We start from the raw sequence: 26,512 nt of genomic DNA, 5'->3' as shown, positions 1-26,512 counted from the left end.
GGGGTCAGAGGGTGCGGAGCATCCGGGTGTTGCCGAGGGTGTTGGGCTTGACGCGCTCGAGGTCGAGGAACTCGGCGACGCCCTCGTCGTAGGAGCGCAGCAGCTCGGCGTAGACGTCCATCGGGACGGCCTGGCCCTCGATGACGTCGAAGCCGTGCCGGACGAAGAAGTCGGTCTCGAAGGTCAGGCAGAAGAGTCGCTCGACGCCGATCTCGCGCGCGTCCTCGACGAGCGCCTCGAGCAGGCGCCCGCCCAGACCGGTGCCGAGCTGGTCGGGAGCCACCGCGAGAGTGCGGATCTCGGCGAGGTCCTCCCACATCACGTGAAGCGCGCCGCAGCCGACGACGCGGCCGTCGAGGTCGGCGACGCGGAACTCCTGGAGGCTCTCGAAGTAGGTGACTGCCTCCTTGCTGACGAGCACCCGGCGCTCGGCCAGCGGCGCGACGAGGCCCCGGATGGCGCGGACGTCGGACGTTCGGGCCCGCCGGAGGACGGGCGTGCCGCCGCTCACGAGAGGTTCCCGTCGCGGAACTCGGCGAAGAGGGTGCGGGCCTGCCTGCCGAGAACGACGATCGACTGCTGGCCGGCCCACCCGAAGGCGCCCTGGGCGACCCCCCGGCCGACCTGGAGCGGGCTCAGCTGATGGAGACCGGCCGTGAAGGTGAGGATCTGCTCGGCCGAGAGGTTGCTCCGACCGACCGTGCTGAAGCTCGTCAGCGCCGACGGGATGGCGATCGGCCCGGCGAGCTTGGCCTTGATCGCGGCGGCGAGGATGACCTCTCCCTGGTGGCGTGACCTGCCGAAGTCCCCGTCCGGCAACGTCTTACGCTCGCGGGCGTAGGCGAGGGCCTCGGCGCCGGACAGGGTCTGGGCGCCGGCCTTGATGACGAGGTTCTTGGCATGCGAGGCCACGACGGTCTTGGGGATGACGATCGGGATGCCGCCCTGGTCGTCGACGATCTTCTTGAAGCCACTGAAGCCGAGCACGACGTAGCCCTCGACGGGGAGGCCGGTCACGGACCTGACGGTGCTCACCTGCGCCCGCGGGCCGCCGAACACCATGGCCGAGTTGATCTTGCCCTTGCCGCCGGTCGCCAGCGGGACCCACAGGTCGCGGGCCATGCCCATGACGCCGCCGCCACCCGTGCCGTCGATGCCGATGACCTGGAGCACGTCGGCGCGGGTGCGCTCGAGGGGCTGGCCCTTGCGGGCGTCGGACCCGATCGCGAGCACCCAGCGCGGCCCGCCGCCGAGGCTCGGCTTCGCGACCCCGAGCGACGGCCACCAGCCGCCGACGACCTTCCACGTCGGCCCGACGGCGAGCGTCACGTCGTCGCCGGCGGTGACGACGGCGAGGGGCGTGCCCATCCACGAGCCGACCTCGGCCTTGGCCGTGACCGGGCCGGGGGCCGCCTTGCGCGTCTTCAGGGCAGCCGCGGCGGAGGGGGAGGACGTACGCGTGAGGTCGCCCCCGGCATACACCGTCGAGACCAGCGCAGCCAAGGGCGCTGGCGCCCCGCTCACGCGGACCCCCGAGGAGGGGGCGGACCCGGACGCGGCGCCGTCGGCCGAGGCGGACACTCCGGCCGGCGAGCCGGCCCCGCTCGGCGCACCCGTCGAGCAACCGGCGAGGGCCACCGCTGCGGCCGCCGAAACGGCCCCGGCGCGCGCCACCACGGACCGTCGCGTGCGGGCCGGACGACGGGTGTCGGCGGGCATCGCAGACCGCTGGCGGACGTCGGTGGGGCGGTGCTGGGAGGTCACCGCCCCACCGTAGACGACCGGTTCAGGCGACGCGGGAGGCCGTCCGCACGAGCGACCGGGACGCCAGCACCGACGCCAGGACGACCGCCCCGGCGACGGCCGAGGTCACGACGAAACGCACGACGAGGCCGCTGTCGAGGGCGCTCGTGAAGGGCAGCATGAGCACGAGCACGAAGCCGGCCGACAGCACGATCGTCATCGACAGCGGGAGCGCGACCTCGAGCGCGCGGGCCCGGTGGAGCGAGCGCTCGCTCGTACCGGCGAGCGCCAGCGCGCGGTACTGCTCGCGCTGGTCGAGCACCCGGGCCGCCTGGACGACCCCCGTCGACGTGGCGCCGACGATGGTGATGATGACGAGGGTGACGAGCGCGCCCGTGCCGAGGTCGTCGGCGAGGTAGCGCTCGAGCGGAGTCGTCGGGTCGTCGACCTGCGCGAGGCTCGTGAAGCCCACGACGACGACGGCGAGGCCGAGGGCGCCGACCGCGCGCCACGTGCTCTTCGGGTCGTCGGCGATGCGCCGGGCCGCCAGCAGCGTCGCGGCGGTCGGGGCGAGACGGGCCGCGACCCTGCCGGCCACCATGACCACCCACGGCCCGACGGTGTTGACGGCGAGGATCATCGCGCCGAGCACGAGCACGATCGTCATCCGCTGCGGCTCCTTCATCGGGGTGATGACGAGCACCCACGCAGCTCCGGCGGCCAGGGCGACGAGCAGCCGCAGGACGCTCAGGCGCTTCGGGCTCGTGCGGGCAGCCACGCCGAGCGGGCTGATCGCCACCCGGGCGAGGCTCGACGCGCCGGACACGACCGCCACGACGACGACTGCCGCGACGACGGCGAGCGTCTGCCACAGCGGCAGCACCAGCTCGCGCAGCTCGAAAGGGCGGCCCTGGAAGCTCAGCCGGGCCACGAGGGGGAGGACGGCGAGGTAGAGCACGACGCCTGTCAGCGCACCGACGACGGCCTGGGCGGCCGCCTCGGCCAGCGTCATGAGGGTGACCTGCCCCGACGTCGCACCGGCGAGACGGAGCGCGGCCAGACGCTGGTCGCGGCGGGCGATCGCGAGACGCGCCGCGACGCCGCCGAGGGTGAGGATCGGGATGACCATGCACGTCGTCGCGATCCAGGCGAGGGTCACGTAGAGGTTGCCGAGCGCCGCCTCGTCGCTGAGGTGGCCCTCGAGCCCGCCTGGCGGCAGGGGGTTGCGCGCCTCGAACGCGTGGAGCCCGGCGACGCAGACGAGCAGGGCCGCCGTCGCGACGGCGAACGAGACCACCGCGAGGATGCCGGGCACCCGGTTGTCGGCCGCGCCCGCACGCCGCAGGCGCCACCACAGCTCGGTCGCGGCCCTCACCTGGTCACCGCCGTCGCAGCCTGGACCGGGCCGGCCGCGACGCGGTCGTCGGCGTCTGCACCAGCGATCCGACCGTCGCGGACCCGCACGACGCCGTGGCACCAGCGGGCGACGTTCTCGTCATGGGTCACGACGACGAGCGAGGCTCCGGTGTGCGCCGCGAGCTGCGTCAGGTGGTGCATCACCTCGGCGCTGGTCGACTGGTCGAGCGCACCGGTCGGCTCGTCGGCGAAGACGACCCCGGGTCGGGCCACGAGGGCGCGGGCGATGGCGACCCGCTGCGCCTGGCCGCCCGAGAGCTCGCCCGGACGGCGCTTCTCCAGCCCCGAGAGGCCGAGCGGGTGGAAGAGCGTGGCGGCCCGCGCCGTCGCCTCCGACCGCCTGACCCCGCCGAGCATGAGCGGCAGGGCCACGTTCTCGATCGCCGGCAGCTCGGGCAGCAGCATGCCCTGCTGGAAGACGAAGCCGAAGTCCTCGCGGCGCAGCACGGTGCGCTCGCGGTCCGACATCCGTGCGATGTCCCGGCCGCGCCACAGCACCTGGCCGCCGGTCGGTCGCAGGATCCCGGCGAGCACGTGCAGCAGCGTCGTCTTGCCGGAGCCGGACGGCCCCATGACGGCGAGGCTCTCGCCGGCGCGGATCGTCAGGTCGACGCCGCCGAGCGCGGGCGGCCCGGCGGAGGCCCCGGAGCGGCCGTAGGTCATGACGAGGTCCCGGGCGACGAGGTCGCGGGCCGGGTCGGGCGACGGCGCCCCTGCCGGGCGCGAGGGGGCCTGGGCGCCGGTGAGGCCGACGGTGGGCCTGACAGGCGGGGTGACGGTGGGGGAGGCGGGGGAAGCTGGGCGCTCGGGCGCACCGGACGGCGTACGGGCTGGGTCGTAGTAGCTCATGGACCCAGCCTCGCCGCGGTGGGCCGGGTCCCACATCGGGCCGTGGTCGCCTCCCGGGCGGGACGGCATACGACCCCGGTATGACGACCGGGACGCGGGCGTACGACGAAGGGGCCGGGGACGTGGTGTCCCCGGCCCCTTCGGCCGTGCTGGCGGATCGCTGCGGTCAGCGCTCCGTGCCGGTCAGCCCCGCGTCGGGGTAGACCTGGTCGTCGGGCACGGGCGGGCCGGCCGTGATGTTGACCCCGAGCGCCTCGTCGAGGGCAGCGCCCTCGGGAAGCTCCGGGAGGTCGTCGGCCGGGCGGTGCGCGGCGTCCGGGTGGGCCATGTCGGAGAAGGTGAACGTCTCCGCCTTGCCCTCGCCCTCGGTGTCGACCTTGACGTACTGGCCGGAAGCGAAGTCCCCGAACAGGATCCGCTCCGACAGGGCGTCCTCGATCTCGCGCTGGATGGTGCGGCGCAGCGGACGCGCACCGAGCACGGGGTCGTAGCCCTTCTTGGCGAGCAGGTCCTTGGCGGACTGCGTGAGCTCCATGCCCATGTCCTTGTCCTTGAGCCGCTTGTCGAGCTTGGCGATCTCGAGGTCGACGATCTGGATGATCTCGTCGCGGCTCAGGTGCGGGAAGACGATGGTGTCGTCGACACGGTTGAGGAACTCGGGCCGGAAGTGCTGCTTGAGCTCGTCGGTGACCTTCGCCTTCATCCGCTCGTAGTCCGAGCGGCTGTCGGGTCCGGCCGAGAAGCCCATGTTGGCCTTGGAGATGTCCCGCGTGCCGAGGTTGGTCGTCATGATGATGACGGTGTTCTTGAAGTCGACCATCCGACCCTGCGAGTCGGTGAGGCGGCCGTCCTCGAGCACCTGCAGCAGCGAGTTGAAGATCTCCGGGTGTGCCTTCTCGACCTCGTCGAAGAGCACGACGGAGAACGGCTTGCGGCGCACCTTCTCGGTGAGCTGGCCGCCCTCCTCGTAGCCGACGTAGCCGGGAGGCGAGCCGAAGAGGCGGCTCACCGTGTGCTTCTCGGAGTACTCGGACATGTCGAGCTGGATCAGCGCGTCCTCGCTGCCGAAGAGGAACTCGGCGAGCGTCTTGGCGAGCTCGGTCTTACCGACACCGGTGGGGCCGGCGAAGATGAACGAGCCACCCGGACGACGCGGGTCCTTGAGGCCTGCACGGGTGCGGCGGATCGCCTGGGACAGCGCCTTGACGGCGTCGTCCATGCCGACGATGCGCTTGTGCAGCTCGTCCTCCATGTGGAGCAGTCGGCTCGACTCCTCCTCGGTCAGCTTGAAGACCGGGATGCCGGTGCTGGCCGCCAGGACCTCGGCGATGAGCTCCTCGTCGACCTCGGCCACGACGTCCATGTCGCCCGACTTCCACTGGGCCTCACGGGCGGCCTTCTCCTGGCGCAGGCGCTTCTCGTCGTCGCGGACGCGGGCCGCGCGCTCGAAGTCCTGACCGTCGATGGCCGACTCCTTCTCGCGCACGAGCGCGGCGATCTTCTCGTCGAACTCGCGCAGGTCCGGCGGAGCCGTCATCCGACGGATGCGCAGTCGCGCGCCCGCCTCGTCGATGAGGTCGATGGCCTTGTCGGGCAGGAAGCGGTCGTTGACGTAGCGGTCGGCCATGTTGGCGGCCGCGACGAGCGCACCGTCGGTGATCGTCACGCGGTGGTGGGCCTCGTAGCGGTCACGCAGACCCTTGAGGATCTCGATCGCGTGCGGCAGCGTCGGCTCCTGCACCTGGATCGGCTGGAAGCGCCGCTCGAGGGCCGAGTCCTTCTCGATGTGCTTGCGGTACTCGTCGAGCGTCGTCGCACCGATCGTCTGCAGCTCACCACGGGCGAGCATCGGCTTGAGGATCGACGCGGCGTCGATGGCGCCCTCCGCGGCACCTGCACCGACGAGCGTGTGGATCTCGTCGATGAAGATGATGATGTCGCCGCGGGTGCGGATCTCCTTGAGGACCTTCTTCAGCCGCTCCTCGAAGTCACCGCGGTAGCGGCTGCCGGCCACGAGCGAGCCGAGGTCGAGGGTGTAGAGCTGCTTGTCCTTGAGCGTCTCGGGCACCTCACCCTTGACGATGTCCTGGGCGAGACCCTCGACGACGGCGGTCTTGCCGACGCCGGGCTCGCCGATGAGGACGGGGTTGTTCTTGGTGCGGCGGGACAGCACCTGCATGACCCGCTCGATCTCTTTCTCACGGCCGATGACCGGGTCGAGCTTGCCCTCACGGGCAGCCTGCGTGAGGTTGCGACCGAACTGGTCGAGCACGAGGGAGCCCGCGGGCGTCCCCTCGGCCTGGCTCTGGCCGACACCGGCGCCGGCCTTCTCGCCGCCCTGGCCACCCTGGTAGCCGGAGAGCAGCTGGATGACCTGCTGGCGGACCTTGTTGAGCTCCGCGCCGAGCTTGACGAGGACCTGGGCGGCGACGCCCTCGCCCTCGCGGATCAGGCCGAGCAGGATGTGCTCGGTGCCGATGTAGCTGTGGCCGAGCTGGAGCGCCTCGCGGAGCGAGTACTCGAGGACCTTCTTCGCGCGGGGCGTGAAGGGAATGTGACCGGTGGGGGCCTGCTGCCCCTGGCCGATGATCTCCTGGACCTGGGCCCGGACCGCTTCGAGCGAGATGTCGAGCGATTCGAGGGCCTTCGCGGCGACGCCTTCGCCTTCGTGGATCAGACCCAGGAGGATGTGCTCGGTCCCGATGTAGTTGTGGTTGAGCAGGCGAGCTTCCTCCTGCGCGAGGACAACCACCCTTCGGGCCCTGTCGGTGAACCGTTCGAACATGTTCTTCTCCTGACTGATCGAGAGACATCTCGATGCTATCTGTGCCCGCTGTGGACGAGCACACCCCGACCAACGCCGGTGGTGTCCCTCCTGTTCCCCATCCTGAGCGTGATCGGCTCAGGTTCAGCCGCTGTTCGCCGTGAGCGGACAGATGCCGTGAGGCGTGTCGTGATCCTTGCGTATGCCGTGTCGTACCCGCCCAGTGTCCGCCCGCTCTGTTGCCGGCGCGTTTCACATCCGTCTCGCACGGGTCGCCGAGGTCGGGTCATGCCGGCAGGGCGAGGTCGCCCGACCTGCTCGGGAAGTGTCGGCGCCACTCGTGCCGGAGCCGGGGCACCGGCATACCTGCTCGGCGCATGGCCCGCGTGATCCTCGCGAGCGTGTTCGCCGGTGTCGAGTAGATGTCCCGGGACACGACCACGAGCCGGCGGATCTGCTCGTCGTCCAGCGCCTCGTCGCGGCCGATGTCACTGAGCCACTGCTCGTCCGACTCGGCGTGCTGCCTGCCGTCGTACTCGATGATCAGTCGGAAGGGGAGGTAGGAGAGGTCGTAGCGCCGCAACAAGGTCCCGCCGTCGTCGTGCACCCGGTGGTCCACCTCGGGCTCGGGAAGCCCGGCGAGGACGATGAGCAGCCGCAGGCGCGTCTCCATCGGCGAGTCGACGCCGGCTCTCACGAGCCTTGCCGCTCGCCGGGCCAGCCTCGAGTGGGGGCCGCGGTGCTTCTCAGCCACGTCAACCAGCTCGTCAGGTGTGAATTGCTTCTTGCGGACCAACGAGTCCCCGAGTACGACGAGATCCACGAGACCGAGCACATGACTCATGTCGAGAAAGGTCTGCGCCGGGCCGGTGACGGGCAGACCCATCCAACGGACCACGTGCTGTCGCGCCTTGGCACGGTGAGCCGCGATGCCGAGACACTGGGCACGCATCCTCGGATACGTCACGTGGACGTCAGGGTTGTCCGGAACGACGCCGCCCCACAGCCGGGCCGCGGTGTGATGGGAGAGGTAGCTGCTCGGCTCGGCCAACAGCAGGGCTGCCTCGGCGAGCAGCCGAGGGGTCACGCGGGTCTCGGCGGTGACGTAGACCCCACGGAAAAGTGCGCGATGCGTTCGCCGGAAGCGCCATGCGCTCAGCGTGTCGTCTCCGTCACTCGTGCGCAGAAACGGCTGGTCGGTGCCGGGGCTGTCGGCGGGCTTCATGACGTCACTGTGCGACACCGGACCCGCGCTCGTTGTAGGTCATCCACAGCCGCCCAAACCTCTGAGCGCCAAGGCCACCGGGGCGGACTTGTGGTGGCCGAGTGCGGTCGCTGGGCCCCTTTCGCCCGCCAGGGCGGAGTTGTCGTGGTCCCGGGTCTCGGGTGCGTCGGTCGGGTCCGCCCCGGTGGAGTTGATGTGGTCGGGGAGGGCCTCCGGGCGTGTGCCGGTTGGCCGGGTCCGGGTCCGGGTCCGGGTCCGGGTTCGGGTTCGGGTCCGGGTCCGGGTTCGGGTTCGGGTCCGGGTTCGGGTCAGGGGTTGGGGTCAGGGGTTGGGGTTGGGGTCGGGGTCGAGGTCGGGGTGGGGGTGGGCGAAACGGTCGTGGAGGTCGCGGACCTCGGCCTCAAGCTCGGGGGCCGGCCCGTCGACGACAGCGCCCGGCACGACGTCGCGGATCGACAGCGCCGCGACCGGCGACGGGGCCGAGCCCCACGCCGACCGCCACGCGGTCAGCTGGGCCGAGCTCACGGCATACGCGATCCGGCCGAGGCCGACCCACGCGTGCGCTGCTGAGCACATGGGACAGTGCTCGCCCGAGGTGTAGACGGTCGCGGCCGCCCGCGCCGAGGCGGTCAGGTGGGCACCCGCCCAGCGCGCGATGGCGAACTCGGGGTGCTGGGTGGCCTCGAGCGCGAGGACGTGGTTGTGGTCCTCGAAGAGCACCTCGCCGTCGCCCGACACGAGGACGGAGCCGAACGGCTCGTCCCCACGCTCCAGGGCCAGGCGCGCGAGCGAGACCGCCCGGCGCAGGTGCTCGAGGTCGGTGGCGTCGAGGCTCATGCGACCCTCCCGGTGACGAGGGCGAACGTGACGAAGGCGCCGCCGTCGGCCTCGAGCATCCCCTGCACCGCCGAGGTCGGCTGTCCCTTGAGCTCCATGACGGCACGTTCCCACAGCAGCCAGTTCGCGCACGCGTCCGGCTGGTTGCGGGCCGTGACGGTCGTGAAGGCGCGGCTGAACTCCCACTGGCTGCGCAGCCAGTCCGCCGTGTGCCATGCCGCGGACTCGGCGCCGACGACGCGGTCGATGTGCTCGGGGATCTCGCCCAGCTCGCGCACCTCGGTCGTCAGGGCGGGCGTCGCGACCCCGAGCTGGCCGCCCGGCTTGAGGAAGGTCGCGAGGTAGGGCGGGTAGTGGTCGCCGGTGCCGAAGTACTCCCACGCGTCGATGCTGAGGATGGCGTCGAACGAGCCCCGGCCGAAGGGGAGCGCGTGCGCGTCGACCCGCATCGCGAGGACGCGGTCGTCGACGCCCTCCTTGCGGAAGACCGCGGCAGCCTCGGTGGGGTCGACCCACAGGTCGGCGGCCACGACGCTGACGCCGTACTCCCGCGCGAGGAAGACCGACGTCGCGCCCAGCCCCGAGCCGAGGTCGAGGACGCGCATGCCGGGCCGGAGGTCGAGGTCGGCGGCGAGGTCCTCGAGCAGCCACAGCGGGTGGGGGCCCATGTCGAGGTCGACGAGCCACTTCGCGTCGTAGCCGTTCGACTTCGGGTAGGCGTCGCGGGTCAGGTGGTCGAGGGCTGGCATGACCCGATCCTCCGGGACGAACCCCGATGGCGTCGACCCGGTTCCATGCGGCGAGAAGCGGCCTCTCGACCGTGACCGGGCTGCCACACGTGGCCCGTCGACGGTCGGCGCGGCGCCTTGTCGCGTCAGGGCGCGGCCACGAGGCGCTCCGGGGTGAGGTCGGCGAGCGACGTGCACCCCGTGAGCGCCAGCTGGAGGTCGAGCTCGGCACGCAGGTTGCGCAGCACCTGCGACACCCCGTCGGCGCCGGCGAGGGCCAGACCGTAGACGTGTGGTCGCCCGATGCCGACGGCCGAAGCGCCCAGCGCCAGGGCGACGAACGCGTCTGCGCCGCAACGGATCCCGCTGTCGAAGATCACCGGCGCGTCCGACCCTGCGCCGCGCACGGCCTCGACGACGCCGGGCAGGGCGTCGAGCGCGGCGACCGACCGGTCGACCTGCCGGCCGCCGTGGTTGGAGACGTAGACGCCGTCGACCCCGGCGTCCACGGCGCGTCGGGCGTCGTCGGGGTGCAGGATCCCCTTGAGCACGATCGGCAGGCTCGTCATGGCCCGCAGCCGCGGTAGGTCGTCCCACGTCAGCGAGGGTCGGCTGAAGACGTCGAGGAACGTCTCGACCGCGGCGCGCGGCTCGGGCGCCGTGAGGTTGTGCCGGGTGTCGCCCGGGTGGTTGCGGCTGATAGACACGAGCGTCGCGACCGCGGCCGGCGTGGGTCGCGGTCGGACCGCCGGCCCGGCGGCCGCCACCCGCTCGCGGACGAGCCGCTGGAAGACGGGGTCCGACGTGTACTGGGCGATGCCCTCGCCGCGGGCGAACGGCAGGTGCCCCAGGTCGAGGTCGCGTGGACGCCAGCCGAGGTATGCCGTGTCGAGGGTGACGACGAGGGCGTCGCTGCCGCACGCCTCGGCGCGCGAGACGAGGCTCTCGACGAGGTCGTCGTCGCTGCTCCAGTAGAGCTGGTACCAGTGCCCCGAGCCGGCGAGGGTGCGCGCGACGTCCTCCATCGGCACCGAGGCCTGGGTGCTGAGGATCTGGGTGACGCGCTGCTCGCGGGCGCCGTGGGCGACGGCGAGGTCGGCCTCGTCGTCGGCCATCGACAGGACCCCCACCGGGGCGACGAGGAAGGGGCTCTCGTGGCGACGCCCGAAGAGCTCGACGGACGTGTCGCGCTCGGTCGTGTCGACGAGCATCCGGGGCACGACGCGCCACCTCGAGAAGGCTGAGACGTTAGCGTCGGCGCTCGCCTCGGAGCCGGCCGAGCCTGCGACGTAGGCGAACCCGCGCTTCGACATGACCTTGCGGGCCGCCAGCTCGAGCTGCGTGCCGTCGGTCGGGACCGCCGGGCGGCGGCCGAAGGCACCGGCCCGGTAGATGGCCGACTGGACGGTCCGTCCGATGCCCTCCTGCGGCATACGAGCTCCTCTGGTCGCACGGGCCCGGGCCGCGACGGTGCGGTCCGGGTGCTGCGCCCATCCTGCTATGTGGTCGACCCGGGGGTCACCACGAGATCGAGATGTTCTCGCGCCACCAGCGCTCGAGCTCCGTGACGGGCCGCGTGGGCTCGACCGGCTCGGCAGCGCCGCGGCTCCACAGCCGCAGGTAGAGGTCGACGGGGTCGCCGGCCAGGACGTGGTCGGCGTCGGCCCCACCCGAACCACCGGACCCCGAGCGGACCCGGCTGGTCCGGATCGGCCGGCCGGTGTCGAGGTCGACGAGCCAGGCGACGTCGGCGCCGTCGGGGCGCACGAGCAGCCGGGTCGGGGCGCCGGGTGAGGCTCCCTCGTTGCGGCGGGTGACGAAGCCGACGAGCAGCTCGTCGATGCCGTCGAGCGCGACGGCGGGCCGGATCCACGTCTCGTCGGCGCGCGCGGGCCGTCCGAGCCGGGCCCCGAGCGCGTCGACGGCGTGGACCGTCGTCTCGTGGCACTGCCGGCGCGTCCAGAAGAGCCGCGGGGCAGGCGCGTCCTTGAGGAACACGACCGCGTCGAGGTCGTCCGGCGCATCGACGATCGCCTGCAGCAGCGCCGTCGCCCCGTCGTCGAACCAGCCGAGCACGTCGGCGGACCGGCGCCCCTCGCGCTCGAGCGGCTCCGGCTCGACGGGCTCGCCGCGCAGGTGGCTCGCGGCCCAGCGGTGGACCATGCCCTGGTGGGCGACGAGGTCGAGCACCGTCCAGTCGGGGCACGTGGGGACGGGTGCGTCGAGGCCAGCAGCCATCGCGTTGGCGCGCAGCACGGTCGCGGCACCCCCGAGGGCCTCGCCGAGGTCGTCGAGGCTCAGGCCGAGTGGTCCGGGCGCGGCGAGGGCGGCGTCGTCGATCGTGGACATCAGAGTCCCTGCACGTCCCGGGCCAGCAGCGCGAGCGCGGTCGACCCCTTGTCGGTGGCGACCTTCGCGTCGCCGGACGAGTAGGTGAGGCGCACGAGCACGTTGCCCACCTGCACGACGCCGACGTAGTCGTGGCGCGTCTCGTCCGGGGACGTCCGGGTCACGTCGACCCGGCCGAGCGGCATACCCTCCGCCACGTCGCGGCGCTGGTTGGCGATGGTCGTCGTGACGCCCTTGGCCGGCCGGGGCGCCCGGCACACCTGCGCCGCGACGAGCAGCGGCTCGGCCGCCTTCGCGGCCGACGAGAGGTCGGGGAAGGTGATCGCGGCGACGTCGGCGCGGACTCCTCCGGGCCCCTCCCAGGAGCGGGCGTATGCCGTCGGGCCGACGTCCCGGGCCACGGTGGGCCCGTTCGGGCACGACGTGAGGACGGCCTCCGTCACCGACTCGTCGTCCGTGCGGGTGAGCCCCCTGAGGTCGTGGCCACGGAGGTAGGAGGCGACGGCGGCGGTGGCGTGCACGCGGGGTGGCACGACGCTCGAGGGCGGCGTGAGCGGCGCGTCGTCAGCGGCTGGGCTCGTCGGGGCGCCGGTGGCGCCTGCCGTTCCGGTCGCGCCTGCCGGGCGGGTGGCGGCGGACGGCGTCGCGACCGGCTGGCCGCACGCGGCGAGCACGAGAGGCAGCGCTGCGGCCGCGAGGGCGGCGGGCGCGGGTCGTCGGGTGGCGGTCGGGCGAGCCATGGCAGCGAGTCTGCCGCATGCCCCGAGGAGGACTCCGAGGGACCGGGCGGGCGGCGTGCGTGCCGCAGGAGCGGAGGGGACCGGCGGGCGCTGGCTGCCGGCGGCGGTAGATTTGCCCGGCGGGACGGTCACCACCGTCCGCCGCCGTGACCCGAGCGACATCCCGAGCACCACCCGGAGGCCCCCGTGGACGCCAGCGACCTGCTGCGCAACTCGCTCCTGCAGCTGTCCAAGCAGGAGAAGATCCGAGACGTCATCGAGAAGGCGCCCGTGTCGCGCTCGGTCGTCAAGCGCTTCGTGCCCGGTGCCGAGCGTGCCGACGTCGTCGGGGCCGCCTCCGAGATCGCGGCGTCCGGCCGCCTCTCGACGATCGACTACCTCGGCGAGGACACGACCGACCTCGCCCAGGCCCGGCACACGCGCGACGCCTACCTCTCGCTGCTGACGGCGCTGCGCGACCAGGGCCTCACCGAGGGCGGCTCCGTCGAGGTATCGCTCAAGCTGAGCGCGCTCGGGCAGGCGCTGCCGGGCGACGGCAACGCCATCGCCCTCGACCACGCCCGTGAGATCTGCGAGCTGGCCAAGCAGGGCGGCACGACCGTGACCCTCGACATGGAGGACCACACGACCACCGACCTGACCCTCGACGCCCTGCGCGAGCTGCGGGCCGACTTCCCGACCGTGGGCGCCGTCGTGCAGGCCTACCTCTACCGCACCGAGGCCGACTGCCGGGACCTCGCCCACGCCGGGTCCCGTGTCCGGCTCTGCAAGGGCGCCTACAAGGAGCCCGAGTCGGTCGCCTTCCAGTCCGGAGCCGACGTCGACAAGTCCTACGTCCGGTGCCTCAAGATCCTCATGCAGGGCGAGGGCTACCCGATGGTGGCCTCGCACGACCCGAGGCTCATCGAGATCGCCGGCGCGCTCGCGGGCCAGGCCGGTCGCGACCCGAGGTCGTTCGAGTACCAGATGCTCTACGGCATCCGCCCCGAGGAGCAGAAGCGGATCTCCGACCGCGGCGACCAGATGCGCGTCTACATCCCCTACGGCCAGGAGTGGTACGGCTACCTCATGCGCCGGATGGCCGAGAAGCCCGCCAACGTCATGTTCTTCCTGCGCGGCGTCGCGACCAAGAGCTGAGCGGAGACCCACGATGACGACGACGGCCATCTTCGGCGCGGGGGTCATGGGCGAGACCCTCGTCTCCGGCCTCATCCGCTCGGGCCGCACGCCCGGCGACCTCGTCGTCACCGGACGCACGCCGGAGAAGGTCAACGCCCTCGCCGAGCGCCACGGGGTGCGGGTGCTGGCCAACGCCGAGGCGGCCGACGTCGCCGACACGCTCGTGCTGTGCGTCAAGCCGCAGGACATGGCGGCGCTGCTCGACGAGATCCACGACCACGTCGCCCCCGGCAACGCCGTCATCTCGCTGGCTGCCGGCATCACGACGGAGTTCCTCGAGTCGCGGCTGCCCGAGGGCACGTCGGTGATCCGCGTCATGCCCAACACCCCGGCGCTCGTCGACCAGGGGATGGCCGGCATCTCGCCCGGCAGCCACTGCACCGACGACCACCTCGCCGAGGCCGAGGCGCTGCTCAGCTCGTGCGGCCGGGTCGTCCGGCTCGCCGAGAAGCACCTCGACGCCGTCACGGCGATCTCCGGCAGCGGCCCCGCCTACATCTTCTACGTCGTCGAGGCGATGATCGAGGCCGGCGTCGTGCTCGGTCTGCCGCGGGCCACGGCCACCGAGCTCGTCGTGCAGACGCTCTACGGGGCGGCGACGATGCTCAAGGAGACCCGGGAGCACCCGACGGTCCTGCGCGAGCAGGTCAGCTCGCCCGGCGGCACGACGGTGGCGGCGCTGCGCCAGCTCGACGACCACAAGGTCCGGGCCGCGTTCGTCACGGCCATCGAGGCCGCAGCGGCCCGCTCGAAACAGCTGGCGTCCGGGCAGGTCTGAGGGCATCGTGGGGTGATGGCCGAGCCCCACACCCACGACCAGCGCCTCCACCTGCACCCCGTCTCGCCGGAGGACTGGGAGTCGCACCGCGACGTCCGGCTCGCGATGCTCCAGGAGGCCCCCGACGCCTTCTGGTTCACCTATGCCGACGAGGCCGCCTACGACGAGGCCGACTGGCGCCAGCGGATCGAGGGCGCCTGGCTCGTGCAGGCCCGTGACGCCTCGGGGGTGCTCGGCAGCGCGGGGCTCGGTTCCCACTGGGAGCCCGAGCGGGCCACGACCGCAACGCTGTTCGGCATGTACGTCGCCCCGGAGGCCCGCGGGCGTGGTGTCGGCGAGGCCCTGGTCCGAGCCGTCCTCGAGCAGGCGAGGCGCCTCGGCAAGACCGAGGTCGTGCTCGAGGTGACGAGCTCCAACGTGGTCGCCGAGGGGTTGTACGCGCGGTGCGGGTTCGTGCGCACCGGCGCGGTCCACGACCACCCGCGGCGCCCGGACCTGCGCGAGATCGAGATGGTCCACCGCTTCTGAGTCACCCTGTCGGCCAGTCGGTCCCGAGGTGCACCCGAACGTTCACCGCCCCGCGGGTGCGGTCCGACAGGCTGTCGTGCGAAGGTGGACCCATGAGCGACATCACCGTGCGTCCCCTCGGCGAGGACGACTGGGAGGACTACCGTTCCGTCCGCCTCGCCGCACTGCGTGAATCGCCCGAGGCGTTCGTGGCTTCGGTCGACGAGGAAGAGTCCTATGGCGAGGACTTCTGGCGTGAACGCATGCAGCGCTCCGCACGGCTCGTGGCCGAGCGTGGCGGCCGCGCCGTCGGCGTGGTGAGCATCGGCACCGCCAAGGAGAGCGACGGCACGGCCGGCGAGCTCTTCGGGCTGTGGGTGCGCCCCGAGGCCCGCGGCTCGGGCGTCGCCACCCACCTCGTCAAGGACGGCGCCTCCCTCGCCGCCGAGCGCGGTCACTCCCACCTCGTCTACTGGGTCGGCACCGAGAACGGCCGTGCCGTCGCCTTCGCGAGCGGCATGGGCTTCCGCCCCACCGACTACCGCCGGCCGATGGGTGTCGTCAGCGAGGAGGACGGCGAGGAGGAGATCGCCATGGTCCTGCCGCTCGGCGTCGACCACGGACCGACGCTGCGCCTCTGAGCCGGCGGCGCGCTCCGGCCGCAATGCGTTTCACGAACCCACCGTCCCCGCGCTCGGGACGGTGGGTTCGTCTGTGCCGGAAGCGAGCCCGGCGTCAGGGGCGCGCGGCGAAACGCTCGATGAGCTCGACGGGCCCGCTGACGATGAGCATGTGGTGCGCCGAGATCTTCGTCTGCGGGACGGCATACGTGAAGTCCTCGCCCGGTGCCTTGACGCCGACGACGGTGACGCCGTACTTGCGGCGGATCTGGCTCTGCTCCAGCGTGAAGCCGATCGTCTCGGCCGGCGGCTTCAGCTTGACGATGGCGAAGCCGTCGTCGAACTCGATGTAGTCGAGCATCTTGCCGTTGACGAGGTGGGCCACGCGGCGACCGGAGTCGGCCTCGGGCGAGATGACGTGGTGCACCCCGATGCGGTCGAGGATGCGCTTGTGCTCGGGTGAGAGGGCCTTCGCCCAGATCGAGGGGACGCCCGCGTCGACGAGGTTGGCCGCTGCGAGGACCGACGACTCGACGGACGAGCCGATGCCGACGATCGCGATCCGCGGCTGCGCGTGGCGGATCATGTCGAGTGCCGTCGACTGCGCCATGTCGGCGTGCACGACCTTGGCCACCTTGTTGACGTAGCTCTCGGCGATGGCGTTGTCGCGCTCGACGGCGATGACCCGGTGGCCGAGCTTGGTGAGCTCGAGAGCGACGGCCGAGCCGAAGCGTCCCAGCCCGATGACGATGACGTCGTCGTCGAAGAGCCGGTTGCGGCCCATGGGTGTTACCTCCGTCGTCCGTGGCGCGTTTCCGCGATAGCGTCTCAATCATGCCAACTCAGGCCCGGGTCGTCTGGGACTCCTCCTTCACGAGGTACGACTTCGGCCCCACGCACCCGATGGCGCCCGCTCGCCTGGACCTCACGGCCCGGCTCTGCGACGCCCTCGGTGTCTTCGACGTCGACGGCGTCGAGGTGGTCGGCGCCGAGGTGGCCACCGACGAGCTGCTGGCCACCGTCCACGACGACGACTACGTCGCCGCGGTCAAGGCCGCCTCGACCGACCCCTCCGCTGCCGACGACGCGTACGGCCTCGGCACCGAGGACGACCCGGCCTTCGTCGACATGCACGATGCCAGCGCCCGGGTCGTGTCCGGCACGGTCGACAGCTGTCGCGCCGTCTGGGAGGGCGAGGCCGAGCACGCCGTGAACTTCACGGGCGGCCTGCACCATGCGATGCGCGGCAAGGCGAGTGGCTTCTGCGTCTACAACGACATCGCCGTCGGCATCCAGTGGCTCCTCGACCACGGCGCCGAACGTGTCGCCTACGTCGACGTCGACGTGCACCACGGCGACGGCGTCGAGCGGATCTTCTGGGACGACCCCAAGGTGCTGACGATCTCGGTCCACGAGACCGGCCGGGCCCTCTTCCCGGGCACCGGGTGGCCCAGTGACATCGGTGGTCCCGACGCGGAGGGCACCGCCGTCAACGTCGCGCTGCCGCCCGGCCTCAGCGACGCCGGCTGGCTGCGCGCCCTGCACGCCGTCGCCATGCCACTCATCCGCGCCTTCAAGCCCGACGTGCTCGTGACCCAGCACGGGTGCGACACCCACGCGGAGGACCCCCTCGCGCACTTCGCCGTCACGGTCGACGCGCAGCGGGCCGCGGCCGACGCGCTCCACCGCCTCTCGCACGAGGTGTGCGAGGGCCGCTGGGTCGCCCTCGGAGGTGGCGGCTACGAGGTGATCGGTGTCGTGCCCCGCACGTGGACGCACCTGACGGCCATCGCCGCCCACGCCCCCATCCCGACGAGCACCCCGGTCCCCGAGGACTGGCGTGCCCACGTCGAGCAGATCTTCGGCCGTCCGGGTCCGCGACGGATGGGCGACCTGACCGCCGAGGACGGGCCGCTCTGGTGGCGCTCGTGGGAGATGGGCTACGACCCCGCGAGCGAGGTCGACCGCGCCGTCATGGCGACGCGCACGGCCGTCTTCCCGCTGCACGGGCTCGACGTCCACTTCGACTGAGTTCTTGGCACTCCGCTTCGCGTCGCGCGTGCCTCGGCGCCCTTCAGGCGTCGCCTTCCTCCGCTTCGCTCGCTCGTTCCTCGCTCGCTGCGCTGTGCCTTTGGCGCCTCGCTTCGCTGCGGCGCGTGCCGCGGCGCCCCTTTGACGTTGCCTTCCTCCGCTTCGCTCGCTCGTTCCTCGCTCGCTGCGCTGCGTCCAGGCAACGTCGGCGCCGCGGCTCTGTTGTCTGCGTCTCGTGTAGCTGCTTGTTTCCGGGAGGACGCCGGCGCCGGGCGTGGCCTGACAATCGGGTTGGTGGGCGGCGGGCTGAGCGCCTACCCTTGGCGCACGGCGACGACGGGCCTGACGATCCTGAGCCGAGCAGGACCAGAGGCCGTCCGCGATCCGCGGCGGCGAAGGTGTGGTGGCACAGCGACATTCCCCATCGCCCACACCTCCGGGGCACCAACCCTCTGGAGGTGAACGGAATGCAACCAACCCAACCCACGACCCTTGCTCCGCGCGTGCTCGCGCGGGACCTCGCGTCCGTCGAACCCGGCGAGCGGGTCACGCTCGCCGGCTGGATCCACCGGCGCCGTGTCCTCGCGAGCGTCACGTTCCTCGTGCTGCGCGACCGCTCGGGCCTGGCCCAGGTCGTCGTCAAGGACCGCGAGACCGTCGACCAGCTCTCGGGTCTGCCCGAGGAGACCGTCGTCGAGGTGACCGGCACCGTGTCGGCCAACGAGTCGGCCCCCGGCGGTGCCGAGCTCGTGGAACCGGGGATCACCCCGCTCACCGAGCCGGCGGTCGCGCCACCCACCGAGCTGTGGCGCCCGACCTTCGGCGCCGGGCTGCCCACGCACCTCGACCACGCGGCGGTGACCCTGCGCCACCCGCGCCACCGGGCTGCCTGGCAGCTCGCGAGCGCGTCGATGCGAGGCTTCCGCGCTGCGCTCGGAAGCCTCGAGTTCACCGAGATCGCGACCCCGAAGCTCGTCGGCACGGCCACCGAGTCGGGGGCCAACGTCTTCACCGTCGACTACTTCGGACGCACGGCCTACCTCGCGCAGAGCCCGCAGCTCTACAAGCAGATGCTCGTCGGGGTCTTCGAGCGGGTCTTCGAGGTCGGTCCGGTCTTCCGGGCCGAGCCGCACGACACGGTGCGCCACCTCGCGCAGTACACCTCGCTCGACGCCGAGCTGGGCTTCATCCGTGACCACCACGACGTGCTCGCCGTCCTGCGCGAGGCGATCGCGGGCATGGTCGAGGGCATCCGGGAGTATGCCGCCGACGCCGCTGCGCTCCTGGGCGTGGAGCTGCCGCAGGTGCCGGAGCAGTTCCCCGTCATCCACTTCAGCGATGCCCTCGCGAAGGTCGGCGCCGACCCGGACGAGCCCGACCTCAGCCCCGCGCACGAACGCGCGCTCAGTGAGTGGGCCAAGACGGCATACGGCTCGGACTTCCTTGCGGTGGAGGGCTATCCGATGGGCAAGCGGCCCTTCTACACGCACCCTCAGCCGGGCGACGAGCGGTGGAGCAACAGCTTCGACCTGCTCTTCCGCGGGCTCGAGCTGACGACCGGAGGGCAGCGCCTGCACCGGCCCTCGGACTACGCCGCGGCGATGGAGCGCACCGGGACCGACCCCGCGGTCCTGGCCGGCTACCTCGACGCCTTCGCCCACGGCATGCCTCCGCATGGCGGGTTCGCCATCGGTCTGGAAAGGTGGGTCGGGCGGCTGACGGGTGCCGAGAACATCCGCGAGGTGACCCTCTTCCCGCGTGACCTGCACCGCCTGGAGCCATGACGAGTCGGGAGATCCACAGCGATCTCACCGGCGTGTCGAGTTGCGCGTGATCGATTCGTTCTCCGGTTCGCTTCCCCTCCAGTCACATCTGCCCCTAATGTTGCTTCTTGCACCTGCGTGCAGTTTCGCCGGAGGGGAAGCCGTCGACGCGCGGGTGCAAACCCACCGAAGATCGGGGTAACACATGTCGAATGAGCGCCAGCTCGCCGAGGTGCGGTTTCTGACCGTCGCCGAGGTCGCCTCGATCATGCGCGTGTCGAAGATGACCGTCTACCGGCTCGTCCACGGCGGAGACCTTCCGGCCGTACGCGTCGGCCGCTCCTTCCGGGTTCCGGAGGATGCGGTGCACAAGTACCTCCAGACGTCCTTCATCGACACCGCGTGACAGCAGCGTCACCACGCACCCGAGGGGGCGGCCGCGACCACCCGGTCCGGCCGCCCCCTCGGCGTTGGCGCAGGTGGGCGCGTCGACGCGCTTTTGGGTTAGGGAGCCCGCACGCGCTACCCTGTGAGCCTGTTCGGCTCGTGAAGTTCGACCTACCCTTCTCCGAGGGGTGTCGACGCAGGTCGGCACCAGCTCAGTTCGAGGACACGTCTCACGACAAGGACAAACATGGGTTCTGTCATCAAGAAGCGCCGCAAGCGGATGGCGAAGAAGAAGCACCGCAAGCTGCTGCGCAAGACGCGCCACCAGCGTCGCAACAAGAAGTGACCTGACCAGCTCAGGTATACCGGCGGGATCGCCCCGCACGCTCTCGACCCTCACCTCCGGTGGGGGTCGTTCGCGTTCCCGGGGTCAGTCGGACACCGAGCCTCGACGAGGGCCGACGGGAGCGCCGATGGAGAGCCGCGACACATCCGACCATCAGGTGCCACGCCCGGGTACGGATCGAGCAGGGTCTCGGTAGGCTGCGAGGGCGGGGGAGCGAGAACTCCTCCGCAGCGCGCGCCATCCTCGAGCCCGATCGAGCAGCGCCCGTGCACGACGTCCGCACCGACCGACGACAGGAGGATCCCATGGCCAAGGTCGTCCTGGTCACGGGGGTGTCCCGCTACCTCGGTGGCCTCTACGCCCGAAGGCTCTCGACGGATCCGTCGATCGAGCGCATCCTCGGCGTCGACGTCGTGCCGCCCAAGCACTCCATCGGCCGGGCCGAGTTCGTGCGCGCCGACATCCGCAACCCGATGATCGGGCGCATCATGGCGCAGGCCGAGGTCGACACGGTCGTGCACATGAACGTCATCGCGACGCCCAAGGACTCCGGCGGTCGGGTGACGCAGAAGGAGATCAACGTCATCGGCACGATGCAGCTGCTCGCCGCGTGCCAGAAGTCCGAGTCGGTCTCGCGACTCGTCGTGAAGTCGTCCGCTGCCGTCTACGGCTCCTCGCCCCGCGACCCGGCGATGTTCAGCGAGGACATGAACCCCAAGACCCTGCCGCGCACGGGATTCGGCAAGGACTCCGTGGAGGTCGAGGGCTACGTCCGGGGCTTCTCGCGGCGCCGGCCCGACGTCGAGATCACGATGCTGCGCCTGGCCAACGTCGTGGGACCGAGCATCCACACGGCCATCACCGACTACTTCTCGCTGCCACTCGTGCCGATCCCACTGGGCTACGACGCCCGCTTCCAGTTCATCCACGAGGACGACGCCACGGCGGCCATGATCCTCGCGACCACCGGACCGCCCGCCGGGATCGTCAACGTCGCCGGCGACGGTTTCCTCACCGTGACGCAGTGCACCGCCATCGCGCGGCGCCCCGTCGTCCCGGTGCCGCTCTCGGCCGCCGGTCTCATCGGCACCATCGTCAAGCGCAGCGGCTTCGCCGACTTCTCGTCAGACCAGCTGACCTTCCTCGCCTTCGGCCGGGGTCTCGACACGACCCGGATGCGCTCCGTCCTCGAGTTCGAGCCGCACTTCACCACCCGAGAGGCCTTCGAGGACTACGCGCGTCACCTGCGGCCCGCCGTGCCCGGCGTCGAAGGTGTCGGCGAGGTCGTCAGCGACGCCGCCGGTGGCACCGCCGCAGCCCTCTCCCGCGTCTTCGACAGGATCCAGCCGTGAGCGCCGACCCGAGCAAGGCCGCCGACTCGACGACGTCCGACGCGGCTGAGACGACGAAGGCCACGGCCGCGCCGTCGACCTCCACGACGGGCGCATCGAAGAAGCCGACGGGGACGAAGCCGACGGGGACGAAGCCGACGGGGACGAAGTCGGCGAAGCCGGCCAAGGCGAAGACGCCTAAGACCCCGAAGGCCCCGAAGACGGCGAAGAGGACCGCGCCGGCCACGAAGGCCGAGCCGGCCACGGTCACGAGCGAGAGGCCTGTCGCGACCTCGGGCCGCCCGGCCCGGGGAGCCTTCGCGGCCGGAGCGGCCCGTGCCTCGGGCGAGCGTCGGCGCCGCGCGGGGACGCCCCTCATCCCCACGGCGCCGGTCGAGGTGAGCGCCGCGCGACGCCTCGCGACCGGCGCGGGCGCCGACACCGTCGCCGACGACCTCATCGAGGCAGCGGTGACCGAGGGCCCGACCGAGCCCGAGTCCCGCCCCGTCCGGACGCCGTCGAGCCGGTCCGCGCGCGACGAGGTCCCGAGCGACGGGGGTGACGCCGCCGGACCCGCCGAAGCCTTCGAGTCCGCCGAGCCCGACGAAGCCTTCGAGGTCGCCGACATCACCGAGCCCGGGGACCCCGCCGACACCCTTCCGGCCGAGCCGACACCGCCACGGACCAGGCCGAGCCGCGCGTCGATGCGTTCGCCCCGTCGCGCGGGCGCGGGCGAGCCTGCCCGGCTGCGTGCCGTCCCGCCGGTCGAGGAGGTCGCCCAGCGCGGCGTCCGCCCCGAGACCGAGCCGGAGACACGGCATACGCCCGCTGGAGACGGAGGCGGCTGGGAGCACGCGCTGACGTCGGGGCTGCAGTCGCGGGCCGAGAAGCTCGTCGGCGCGGTGCTCGACGGGGCCGAGCTCAGCTCGGAGTCCCGCCCGGGCCCGGCCGAGCTCGTCGAGCTCGCCGTCAACGTGCTGCGCGCCGCCGCCACCTCGGCCGGGGTGCCCGCCGAGGAGGTCGAGCGCCAGGTCGCCGAGGCCCTCGCCTACCTCCGGCGCCGGCTCACGGGCGACTACGTCGTCGACGAGTTCGGCTTCGACGAGGACTACACCGTCAACGTCCACCTGCCGCTGCTGCGCCCGCTCTACCGCTCGTGGTTCCGGGTCGAGGTGCGCGGCATCGAGAACATCCCCGACGTCGGCGGAGCCCTCGTCGTCGGCAACCACTCCGGCACCATCGCGATGGACTCCCTCATGACGCAGGTGGCCGTCTACGACGAGCACCCACGCAACCGGCACCTGCGGATGCTCGGCGCCGACCTCGTCTTCCAGATGCCCTTCATCGGCACCATGGCCCGGCGCTCGGGCACGACCCTTGCGGCCAACTCCGACGCCGAGCGCCTCCTCAGCAGCGGCGCCCTCGTCGGCGTCTGGCCCGAGGGCTTCAAGGGTGTCGGCAAGCCGTTCAGCGAGCGCTACAAGCTGCAGCGCTTCGGCCGCGGTGGGTTCGTCTCGGCCGCCCTGCGCGCCGGCGTGCCGATCGTGCCGGTGTCGATCGTGGGGGCCGAGGAGATCTACCCGATCCTCGGCAACATGCCCGCCGTCGCCCGGTTGCTCGGGCTGCCCTACGCCCCGATCACGCCGACGTTCCCGCTGCTCGGCCCCCTCGGCATGGTGCCGCTGCCGAGCAAGTGGCTCATCGAGTTCGGGCCGCCCATCGAGACCACGAGCTTCGGGCCCGACGCCGCCGACGACCCCATGCTCGTCTTCGACCTCACCGACCAGGTGCGCGAGACGATCCAGCAGACGCTCTACAGCCTGCTCATGCAGCGCAAGTCCGTCTTCCTCTGACCGGCGCCCGCCCGTGACCGCCGGTCGCGACGGAACCGCGAGGAGACCGACACGCGTTCAGTTCAGGGCAGGATCTTCGTCGGTAGCGGCACCGGCACCGTGGGGGCGCCGAGGGTCACCGACGGCAGCGGGATCGTCGCGCCGGGCAGCGTGACGCCACCGCCGCCGACCCTGATCGTCGAGGACGTGACGCCCACCCCCGGCAGGCTGACCGTGGCACCGGGGAGCGTGACGCCGCCGCCACCGACACCCACGGACGAGCTCGTGACCCCGACGCCGGGCAGGTTGATCGTGCCGCCGGGGAGGGTGACGCCGCCGGTGACGGTGACGCCGGGCACGGAGACGCCGGGCACCGGCACGCCGCCCGGGACGGGCACCGAGACCACCGGGGGCCGCGGTGCCGAGCCGGTGGGCCGTGGGGTCGTCGTGGCCCCGGGTCGAGATGGCGCGGTGCCCGGGGCGGACGTGCCGCTCACCGGGCTGCTGGGCCGGACCGCACCGGGCAGTCGTGCCAGGGCCTGTCGGGCCTGGGTGGCTCGGTCGCCGCACACGCCGCAGGCGGCCAGCTCCCTCAGGGTGGCCACCTGGCCCGCGCCGAGCAGGTCCCGCAGACGCTGCCAGGACGCGAGCGAGCCGGCGGGCACCCGGGCTCGCATCGCGTCGACCTGCGGGATGGCGCGGGTGTAGAAGTCGGCCAGCTCGGTCAGCGCGTCAGCGCGGTGCTCGGTGCGGTAGACCTCCATGAGGATGGTCTGGGCGCGGCCGGTCGCGTCCGTCGCGGCGTCGTAGGCCGTGTCGAGGTCGTGCGTCGACGGCGAGCCTCCGTCGATGAGGTCGCGGGCATCGGCGATGTGCTCCTGCGCCTGGGCGAGGTAGGTCAGGCCCTCGTCGTAGCGGGAGCCCGCCAGCTGGACGGCGGCCCGGTCGAGCAGCTGCTTGACGCCGTAGAGCGCGTCGCCGGGCACGGCCGAGCGGGACGCGAAGCCGAGGGCGCCGCCGATGACGAGGATGCTGGCGGCCGCGGCGGCGATGAACTTCAGCGGTCGCGCCGCCACGCGGAGGATCGACACGGTGCCGCCGTCGCGCGGACCGTCGTCGGCGGCGTCGGCGGCGTCGGCTCGGGCGGGTCCGTCCTCGTCGCCGTCGACCGGGTCTGCGGGTGCGAGGGGGACGAGGGGAGTGACCGCGGTGGCGTCGTCGGCCAGCAGTCGGGCGCGCAGGTCGGAGACGAACTCGGCCCGCGGCGCCAGGCCGGCCTGGTCGACGGCCTGCACGACGTGCAGCACCGCGACGAGCTCGAGGATGCCGGGCTCGGAGACCTGCTCGCCCTCGAGGGCGCGCTGGAGGAGCTCGCCATCGGCGTTCGCACCGAGGTCCATGTCCCTCCTCCGTCTCGAGTCCGTCTGGTTCGTCGTGCTGGTGTGCTGGCTGGTCGTGCTTGCTGGTCCCGCTCGTCGGTCGTCCCGTCAGGGCGTGCCGGGTGCCCTCGCCCGACCCGGCGGCCCCGGCTGGGACGACACGGCACGGCATACGACACGTGGTGCGGCGAGGGGTGGGTGGTGCGGGTCGTTCGTCAGGGGCCGGAGCACCGCCATCGCTGCCACCCCGCCGCCTGCGTTCACACGTTCCACGGTCGCGCCGGTCAGCGCGCCGAGCGTCGGTCCGGGCCCACACGCACCGTCCCTACGCCATGAGAACGACGAGGGGACCGGTGGGGTTACGCGGATCACAGCTCGGCTCCTTCGAGGGCCTTGCGCAGCGCCCGGGTGGCGCGCAGCTGGAGCTGCTTGACGGCCCCCTCGGACTTGTCGAGGATCTTCGCGGTGTCGGCGAGGCTGAGTCCCTGGAGAAAGCGCAGGGTGATGCACTCGGCCTGGTCGGAGCCGAGCTCCTTGATCGCCGAGACGAGGCGCTCGTCGCGCAGCCGGGTCAGCACCTCGGTGTCGGGGGCGTCGACCCGCTCGTCGGCGTCACGCATGTCGGCTGTCGCCACCTCGAACCGGAACTTCGCCGACTTCACGTGGTCGGCGATGAGGTTGCGCGCGATGGTGACGAACCACGCCGCGATGTCCTTGCCCTGCCACGTGAACGAGTCGATCCGGCGCATCGCCCGGAGGAAGGTCTCGGACGTGAGGTCCTCGGCGAGCGCGCGGTTGGCGACCCGGACGAGCACGTAGCGGAAGACCGTGTCGACGTAGACGTCGTAGAGCTGGGCGAACGCCTCCTTGTCGCCGCCCTGGGCGAGCTCGACGAGGGCCGCGATGCGGGCCTGCTCGTCGGCGTCGCGCTCCGGGTGCCGCCGCCACCCGGCAGAGCCGCGGGAGCCCGGGGAGGTGCGGGTCAGTCCGCCACCCTCGGCGCCTGCATCGGCCAGGGCCGACCAGATGGCGTCGAGCGCCGAGCGCCACGTCGGCGGGGCGTATGCCGTGGGCGCGAGGATCGCCGGGACCGTGCCCGGCAGTGCCGGGCAGGCAGGCGTCATCGACGCCCGCCCCGGGGTCGTTCCCGGTGCGAGGACAGGTGGGGGCCGGCGACCCGACGTCCTGTTCGCGCGCATTGTGGACAGTCTGTCGGAATGCGCCCGCGGATGGGACCCCGACGACGTTTTGTGGTGCACCCGACGTGCGGCGCCGTGAGCGTGCCTACAGTGGTCGGCATGACGAGCGAGCATCCCCTCGACGCTCCAGACCCTCCCGCTGTCCCGGCTGCCGGGGTCCCACCGCGGGTCGTCCTCCTCGGGCGCGCCGGATGCCACCTGTGCGACGAGGCGCGCGCCGTCGTCGAGCGGGTGACCGGCGAGCTCGGCGTGGCCTGGCAGGAGCAGTCCGTCGACGACGACCCGGAGCTGCTGCGGCGTTATGCCGAGCAGATCCCCGTGACGTTCGTCGACGGGCGGCGCCACGACTTCTGGCGGGTCGACGAGGCACGCCTGCGCGCCGCGCTCCGGTGACCTGCCTCACCGGCGCATCCCATGCCGTGGTAGGCCGTCGAAGTCAACTTTGTGCATGGGTTCACAAACGTCTAGCCTGATCGGGTCCCCACGTGCTCCACGTGTGGGAGAACGCC

Annotated in this window: 25 protein-coding genes; 11 read left to right on the top strand and 14 right to left on the bottom strand. The window is 72.2% G+C overall.

Features of this window, described 5'->3' with window-relative positions; translation table 11 throughout:
* Positions 1 to 4: 4 nt before the first annotated feature.
* From AC1DW8_RS12070 to AC1DW8_RS12020, 11 genes are all read right to left on the bottom strand, one after another.
* Positions 5 to 511 carry an amino-acid N-acetyltransferase gene (locus AC1DW8_RS12070; protein WP_478094239.1) on the bottom strand — a complete coding sequence of 169 codons (507 nt, stop codon included), beginning with the start codon at positions 509 to 511 and terminating at the stop codon, positions 5 to 7.
* Complete coding sequence (locus tag AC1DW8_RS12065) at positions 508 to 1,764, bottom strand: LCP family protein (protein ID WP_478094237.1); 1,257 nt, start codon at positions 1,762 to 1,764, stop codon at positions 508 to 510. The genes AC1DW8_RS12070 and AC1DW8_RS12065 overlap by 4 nt, the downstream gene beginning before the upstream one ends.
* A gap of 22 nt (positions 1,765 to 1,786) precedes the next feature.
* Positions 1,787 to 3,118, bottom strand: coding sequence for an FtsX-like permease family protein (locus AC1DW8_RS12060; protein WP_478094235.1), 1,332 nt, complete (start codon positions 3,116 to 3,118; stop codon positions 1,787 to 1,789).
* Positions 3,115 to 4,008: an ABC transporter ATP-binding protein gene (locus AC1DW8_RS12055; RefSeq protein WP_478094233.1), complete on the bottom strand. Its 894-nt coding sequence runs from the start codon at positions 4,006 to 4,008 to the stop codon at positions 3,115 to 3,117. Before AC1DW8_RS12055 ends, AC1DW8_RS12060 begins: the two co-directional genes overlap by 4 nt.
* Before the next feature lie 166 nt (positions 4,009 to 4,174).
* Positions 4,175 to 6,793 carry an ATP-dependent Clp protease ATP-binding subunit gene (locus AC1DW8_RS12050; RefSeq protein WP_056773529.1) on the bottom strand — a complete coding sequence of 873 codons (2,619 nt, stop codon included), beginning with the start codon at positions 6,791 to 6,793 and terminating at the stop codon, positions 4,175 to 4,177.
* 265 nt (positions 6,794 to 7,058) lie between these two features.
* A complete protein-coding gene (locus tag AC1DW8_RS12045; RefSeq protein WP_478094231.1) occupies positions 7,059 to 7,997 on the bottom strand; it encodes a hypothetical protein in 939 nt (312 codons plus the stop codon).
* Positions 7,998 to 8,318: 321 nt separating this feature from the next.
* Positions 8,319 to 8,834 (bottom strand): nucleoside deaminase, encoded by a 516-nt coding sequence (locus tag AC1DW8_RS12040; protein WP_478094229.1) that lies wholly within the window; start codon positions 8,832 to 8,834, stop codon positions 8,319 to 8,321.
* Complete coding sequence (locus tag AC1DW8_RS12035; protein WP_478094227.1) at positions 8,831 to 9,583, bottom strand: SAM-dependent methyltransferase; 753 nt, start codon at positions 9,581 to 9,583, stop codon at positions 8,831 to 8,833. The genes AC1DW8_RS12040 and AC1DW8_RS12035 overlap by 4 nt, the downstream gene beginning before the upstream one ends.
* 125 nt (positions 9,584 to 9,708) lie before the next feature.
* Positions 9,709 to 10,995, bottom strand: coding sequence for a lactate 2-monooxygenase (locus AC1DW8_RS12030; protein WP_478094225.1), 1,287 nt, complete (start codon positions 10,993 to 10,995; stop codon positions 9,709 to 9,711).
* 85 nt (positions 10,996 to 11,080) lie between these two features.
* Complete coding sequence (locus AC1DW8_RS12025; RefSeq protein WP_478094223.1) at positions 11,081 to 11,911, bottom strand: maleylpyruvate isomerase N-terminal domain-containing protein; 831 nt, start codon at positions 11,909 to 11,911, stop codon at positions 11,081 to 11,083.
* A complete protein-coding gene (locus AC1DW8_RS12020; protein WP_478094221.1) occupies positions 11,911 to 12,651 on the bottom strand; it encodes a hypothetical protein in 741 nt (246 codons plus the stop codon). The genes AC1DW8_RS12025 and AC1DW8_RS12020 overlap by 1 nt, the downstream gene beginning before the upstream one ends.
* A 186-nt stretch (positions 12,652 to 12,837) precedes the next feature.
* Here AC1DW8_RS12020 and AC1DW8_RS12015 point away from each other — a divergent pair, with 186 nt between their 5' ends.
* The 4 genes from AC1DW8_RS12015 to AC1DW8_RS12000 all read left to right on the top strand — a co-directional run bounded on the left by AC1DW8_RS12015 (position 12,838) and on the right by AC1DW8_RS12000 (position 15,756).
* On the top strand, positions 12,838 to 13,788 hold the full coding sequence (locus AC1DW8_RS12015; RefSeq protein WP_156415479.1) for a proline dehydrogenase family protein: 951 nt from the start codon (positions 12,838 to 12,840) through the stop codon (positions 13,786 to 13,788).
* A 13-nt stretch (positions 13,789 to 13,801) separates the two neighbouring features.
* Complete coding sequence (gene proC / locus AC1DW8_RS12010) at positions 13,802 to 14,608, top strand: pyrroline-5-carboxylate reductase (RefSeq protein ID WP_056773514.1); 807 nt, start codon at positions 13,802 to 13,804, stop codon at positions 14,606 to 14,608.
* 15 nt (positions 14,609 to 14,623) lie between these two features.
* Positions 14,624 to 15,136 carry a GNAT family N-acetyltransferase gene (locus tag AC1DW8_RS12005; protein WP_442297551.1) on the top strand — a complete coding sequence of 171 codons (513 nt, stop codon included), beginning with the start codon at positions 14,624 to 14,626 and terminating at the stop codon, positions 15,134 to 15,136.
* Positions 15,137 to 15,228: 92 nt separating this feature from the next.
* Positions 15,229 to 15,756, top strand: a complete 528-nt coding sequence (locus AC1DW8_RS12000; protein WP_056826417.1) for a GNAT family N-acetyltransferase — start codon at positions 15,229 to 15,231, stop codon at positions 15,754 to 15,756.
* Between the two features lie 94 nt (positions 15,757 to 15,850).
* On the opposite strand, the gene AC1DW8_RS11995 is transcribed toward AC1DW8_RS12000, so the two are convergent.
* Positions 15,851 to 16,519, bottom strand: a complete 669-nt coding sequence (locus AC1DW8_RS11995; RefSeq protein WP_056773504.1) for a potassium channel family protein — start codon at positions 16,517 to 16,519, stop codon at positions 15,851 to 15,853.
* A gap of 50 nt (positions 16,520 to 16,569) precedes the next feature.
* Between AC1DW8_RS11995 and AC1DW8_RS11990 the strand changes: the two genes are divergently transcribed.
* The 6 genes from AC1DW8_RS11990 to AC1DW8_RS11965 all read left to right on the top strand — a co-directional run bounded on the left by AC1DW8_RS11990 (position 16,570) and on the right by AC1DW8_RS11965 (position 23,446).
* A complete protein-coding gene (locus AC1DW8_RS11990) occupies positions 16,570 to 17,766 on the top strand; it encodes an acetoin utilization protein AcuC (RefSeq protein WP_478094217.1) in 1,197 nt (398 codons plus the stop codon).
* 503 nt (positions 17,767 to 18,269) lie between these two features.
* On the top strand, positions 18,270 to 19,550 hold the full coding sequence (aspS, locus tag AC1DW8_RS11985) for an aspartate--tRNA(Asn) ligase (RefSeq protein ID WP_478094215.1): 1,281 nt from the start codon (positions 18,270 to 18,272) through the stop codon (positions 19,548 to 19,550).
* A gap of 184 nt (positions 19,551 to 19,734) precedes the next feature.
* Positions 19,735 to 19,935 (top strand): helix-turn-helix domain-containing protein, encoded by a 201-nt coding sequence (locus tag AC1DW8_RS11980; RefSeq protein ID WP_056773495.1) that lies wholly within the window; start codon positions 19,735 to 19,737, stop codon positions 19,933 to 19,935.
* Between the two features lie 228 nt (positions 19,936 to 20,163).
* Entirely contained in the window at positions 20,164 to 20,262 is a 99-nt protein-coding gene (locus tag AC1DW8_RS11975; RefSeq protein WP_003792170.1) for a 30S ribosomal protein bS22, read from the top strand.
* A 305-nt stretch (positions 20,263 to 20,567) separates the two neighbouring features.
* Positions 20,568 to 21,614 carry an NAD-dependent epimerase/dehydratase family protein gene (locus tag AC1DW8_RS11970; protein ID WP_056826649.1) on the top strand — a complete coding sequence of 349 codons (1,047 nt, stop codon included), beginning with the start codon at positions 20,568 to 20,570 and terminating at the stop codon, positions 21,612 to 21,614.
* Positions 21,611 to 23,446, top strand: a complete 1,836-nt coding sequence (locus AC1DW8_RS11965; protein ID WP_478094213.1) for a 1-acyl-sn-glycerol-3-phosphate acyltransferase — start codon at positions 21,611 to 21,613, stop codon at positions 23,444 to 23,446. Before AC1DW8_RS11970 ends, AC1DW8_RS11965 begins: the two co-directional genes overlap by 4 nt.
* A 62-nt stretch (positions 23,447 to 23,508) precedes the next feature.
* Here AC1DW8_RS11965 and AC1DW8_RS11960 read toward each other — a convergent pair whose 3' ends face one another.
* Entirely contained in the window at positions 23,509 to 24,825 is a 1,317-nt protein-coding gene (locus AC1DW8_RS11960; RefSeq protein ID WP_478094211.1) for a DUF5667 domain-containing protein, read from the bottom strand.
* Positions 24,826 to 25,172: 347 nt separating this feature from the next.
* The gene (locus tag AC1DW8_RS11955; protein WP_478094209.1) at positions 25,173 to 25,928 is read right to left on the bottom strand and encodes an RNA polymerase sigma factor; all 756 of its coding nucleotides are present in this window, start codon (positions 25,926 to 25,928) and stop codon (positions 25,173 to 25,175) included.
* A gap of 165 nt (positions 25,929 to 26,093) precedes the next feature.
* Here AC1DW8_RS11955 and AC1DW8_RS11950 point away from each other — a divergent pair, with 165 nt between their 5' ends.
* Positions 26,094 to 26,396 (top strand): glutaredoxin family protein, encoded by a 303-nt coding sequence (locus AC1DW8_RS11950; protein ID WP_478094327.1) that lies wholly within the window; start codon positions 26,094 to 26,096, stop codon positions 26,394 to 26,396.
* Positions 26,397 to 26,512: the final 116 nt, after the last annotated feature.

The sequence above is a fragment of the Terrabacter sp. P2_E3 genome, from assembly GCF_056403915.1.
This window is presented reverse-complemented; position numbering and strand designations above follow the sequence as displayed.

What these genes read in the sequence shown, in the direction of transcription:
- AC1DW8_RS11970 (WP_056826649.1), top strand. Translation starts at nt 20,568, where the DNA reads ATGGCCAAGGTCGTCCTGGTCACGGGGGTGTCCCGCTACCTCGGTGGC.
- AC1DW8_RS12040 (WP_478094229.1), bottom strand. Translation starts at nt 8,834, where the DNA reads ATGAGCCTCGACGCCACCGACCTCGAGCACCTGCGCCGGGCGGTCTCG.
- AC1DW8_RS12025 (WP_478094223.1), bottom strand. Translation starts at nt 11,911, where the DNA reads ATGTCCACGATCGACGACGCCGCCCTCGCCGCGCCCGGACCACTCGGC.
- AC1DW8_RS12005 (WP_442297551.1), top strand. Translation starts at nt 14,624, where the DNA reads ATGGCCGAGCCCCACACCCACGACCAGCGCCTCCACCTGCACCCCGTC.
- AC1DW8_RS11980 (WP_056773495.1), top strand. Translation starts at nt 19,735, where the DNA reads ATGTCGAATGAGCGCCAGCTCGCCGAGGTGCGGTTTCTGACCGTCGCC.
- AC1DW8_RS12000 (WP_056826417.1), top strand. Translation starts at nt 15,229, where the DNA reads ATGAGCGACATCACCGTGCGTCCCCTCGGCGAGGACGACTGGGAGGAC.
- AC1DW8_RS12035 (WP_478094227.1), bottom strand. Translation starts at nt 9,583, where the DNA reads ATGCCAGCCCTCGACCACCTGACCCGCGACGCCTACCCGAAGTCGAAC.
- AC1DW8_RS11975 (WP_003792170.1), top strand. Translation starts at nt 20,164, where the DNA reads ATGGGTTCTGTCATCAAGAAGCGCCGCAAGCGGATGGCGAAGAAGAAG.
- AC1DW8_RS11955 (WP_478094209.1), bottom strand. Translation starts at nt 25,928, where the DNA reads ATGACGCCTGCCTGCCCGGCACTGCCGGGCACGGTCCCGGCGATCCTC.
- AC1DW8_RS11990 (WP_478094217.1), top strand. Translation starts at nt 16,570, where the DNA reads ATGCCAACTCAGGCCCGGGTCGTCTGGGACTCCTCCTTCACGAGGTAC.
- AC1DW8_RS12030 (WP_478094225.1), bottom strand. Translation starts at nt 10,995, where the DNA reads ATGCCGCAGGAGGGCATCGGACGGACCGTCCAGTCGGCCATCTACCGG.
- AC1DW8_RS11960 (WP_478094211.1), bottom strand. Translation starts at nt 24,825, where the DNA reads ATGGACCTCGGTGCGAACGCCGATGGCGAGCTCCTCCAGCGCGCCCTC.
- AC1DW8_RS11995 (WP_056773504.1), bottom strand. Translation starts at nt 16,519, where the DNA reads ATGGGCCGCAACCGGCTCTTCGACGACGACGTCATCGTCATCGGGCTG.
- AC1DW8_RS12045 (WP_478094231.1), bottom strand. Translation starts at nt 7,997, where the DNA reads ATGAAGCCCGCCGACAGCCCCGGCACCGACCAGCCGTTTCTGCGCACG.
- proC (WP_056773514.1), top strand. Translation starts at nt 13,802, where the DNA reads ATGACGACGACGGCCATCTTCGGCGCGGGGGTCATGGGCGAGACCCTC.
- AC1DW8_RS12020 (WP_478094221.1), bottom strand. Translation starts at nt 12,651, where the DNA reads ATGGCTCGCCCGACCGCCACCCGACGACCCGCGCCCGCCGCCCTCGCG.
- AC1DW8_RS12050 (WP_056773529.1), bottom strand. Translation starts at nt 6,793, where the DNA reads ATGTTCGAACGGTTCACCGACAGGGCCCGAAGGGTGGTTGTCCTCGCG.
- AC1DW8_RS12055 (WP_478094233.1), bottom strand. Translation starts at nt 4,008, where the DNA reads ATGAGCTACTACGACCCAGCCCGTACGCCGTCCGGTGCGCCCGAGCGC.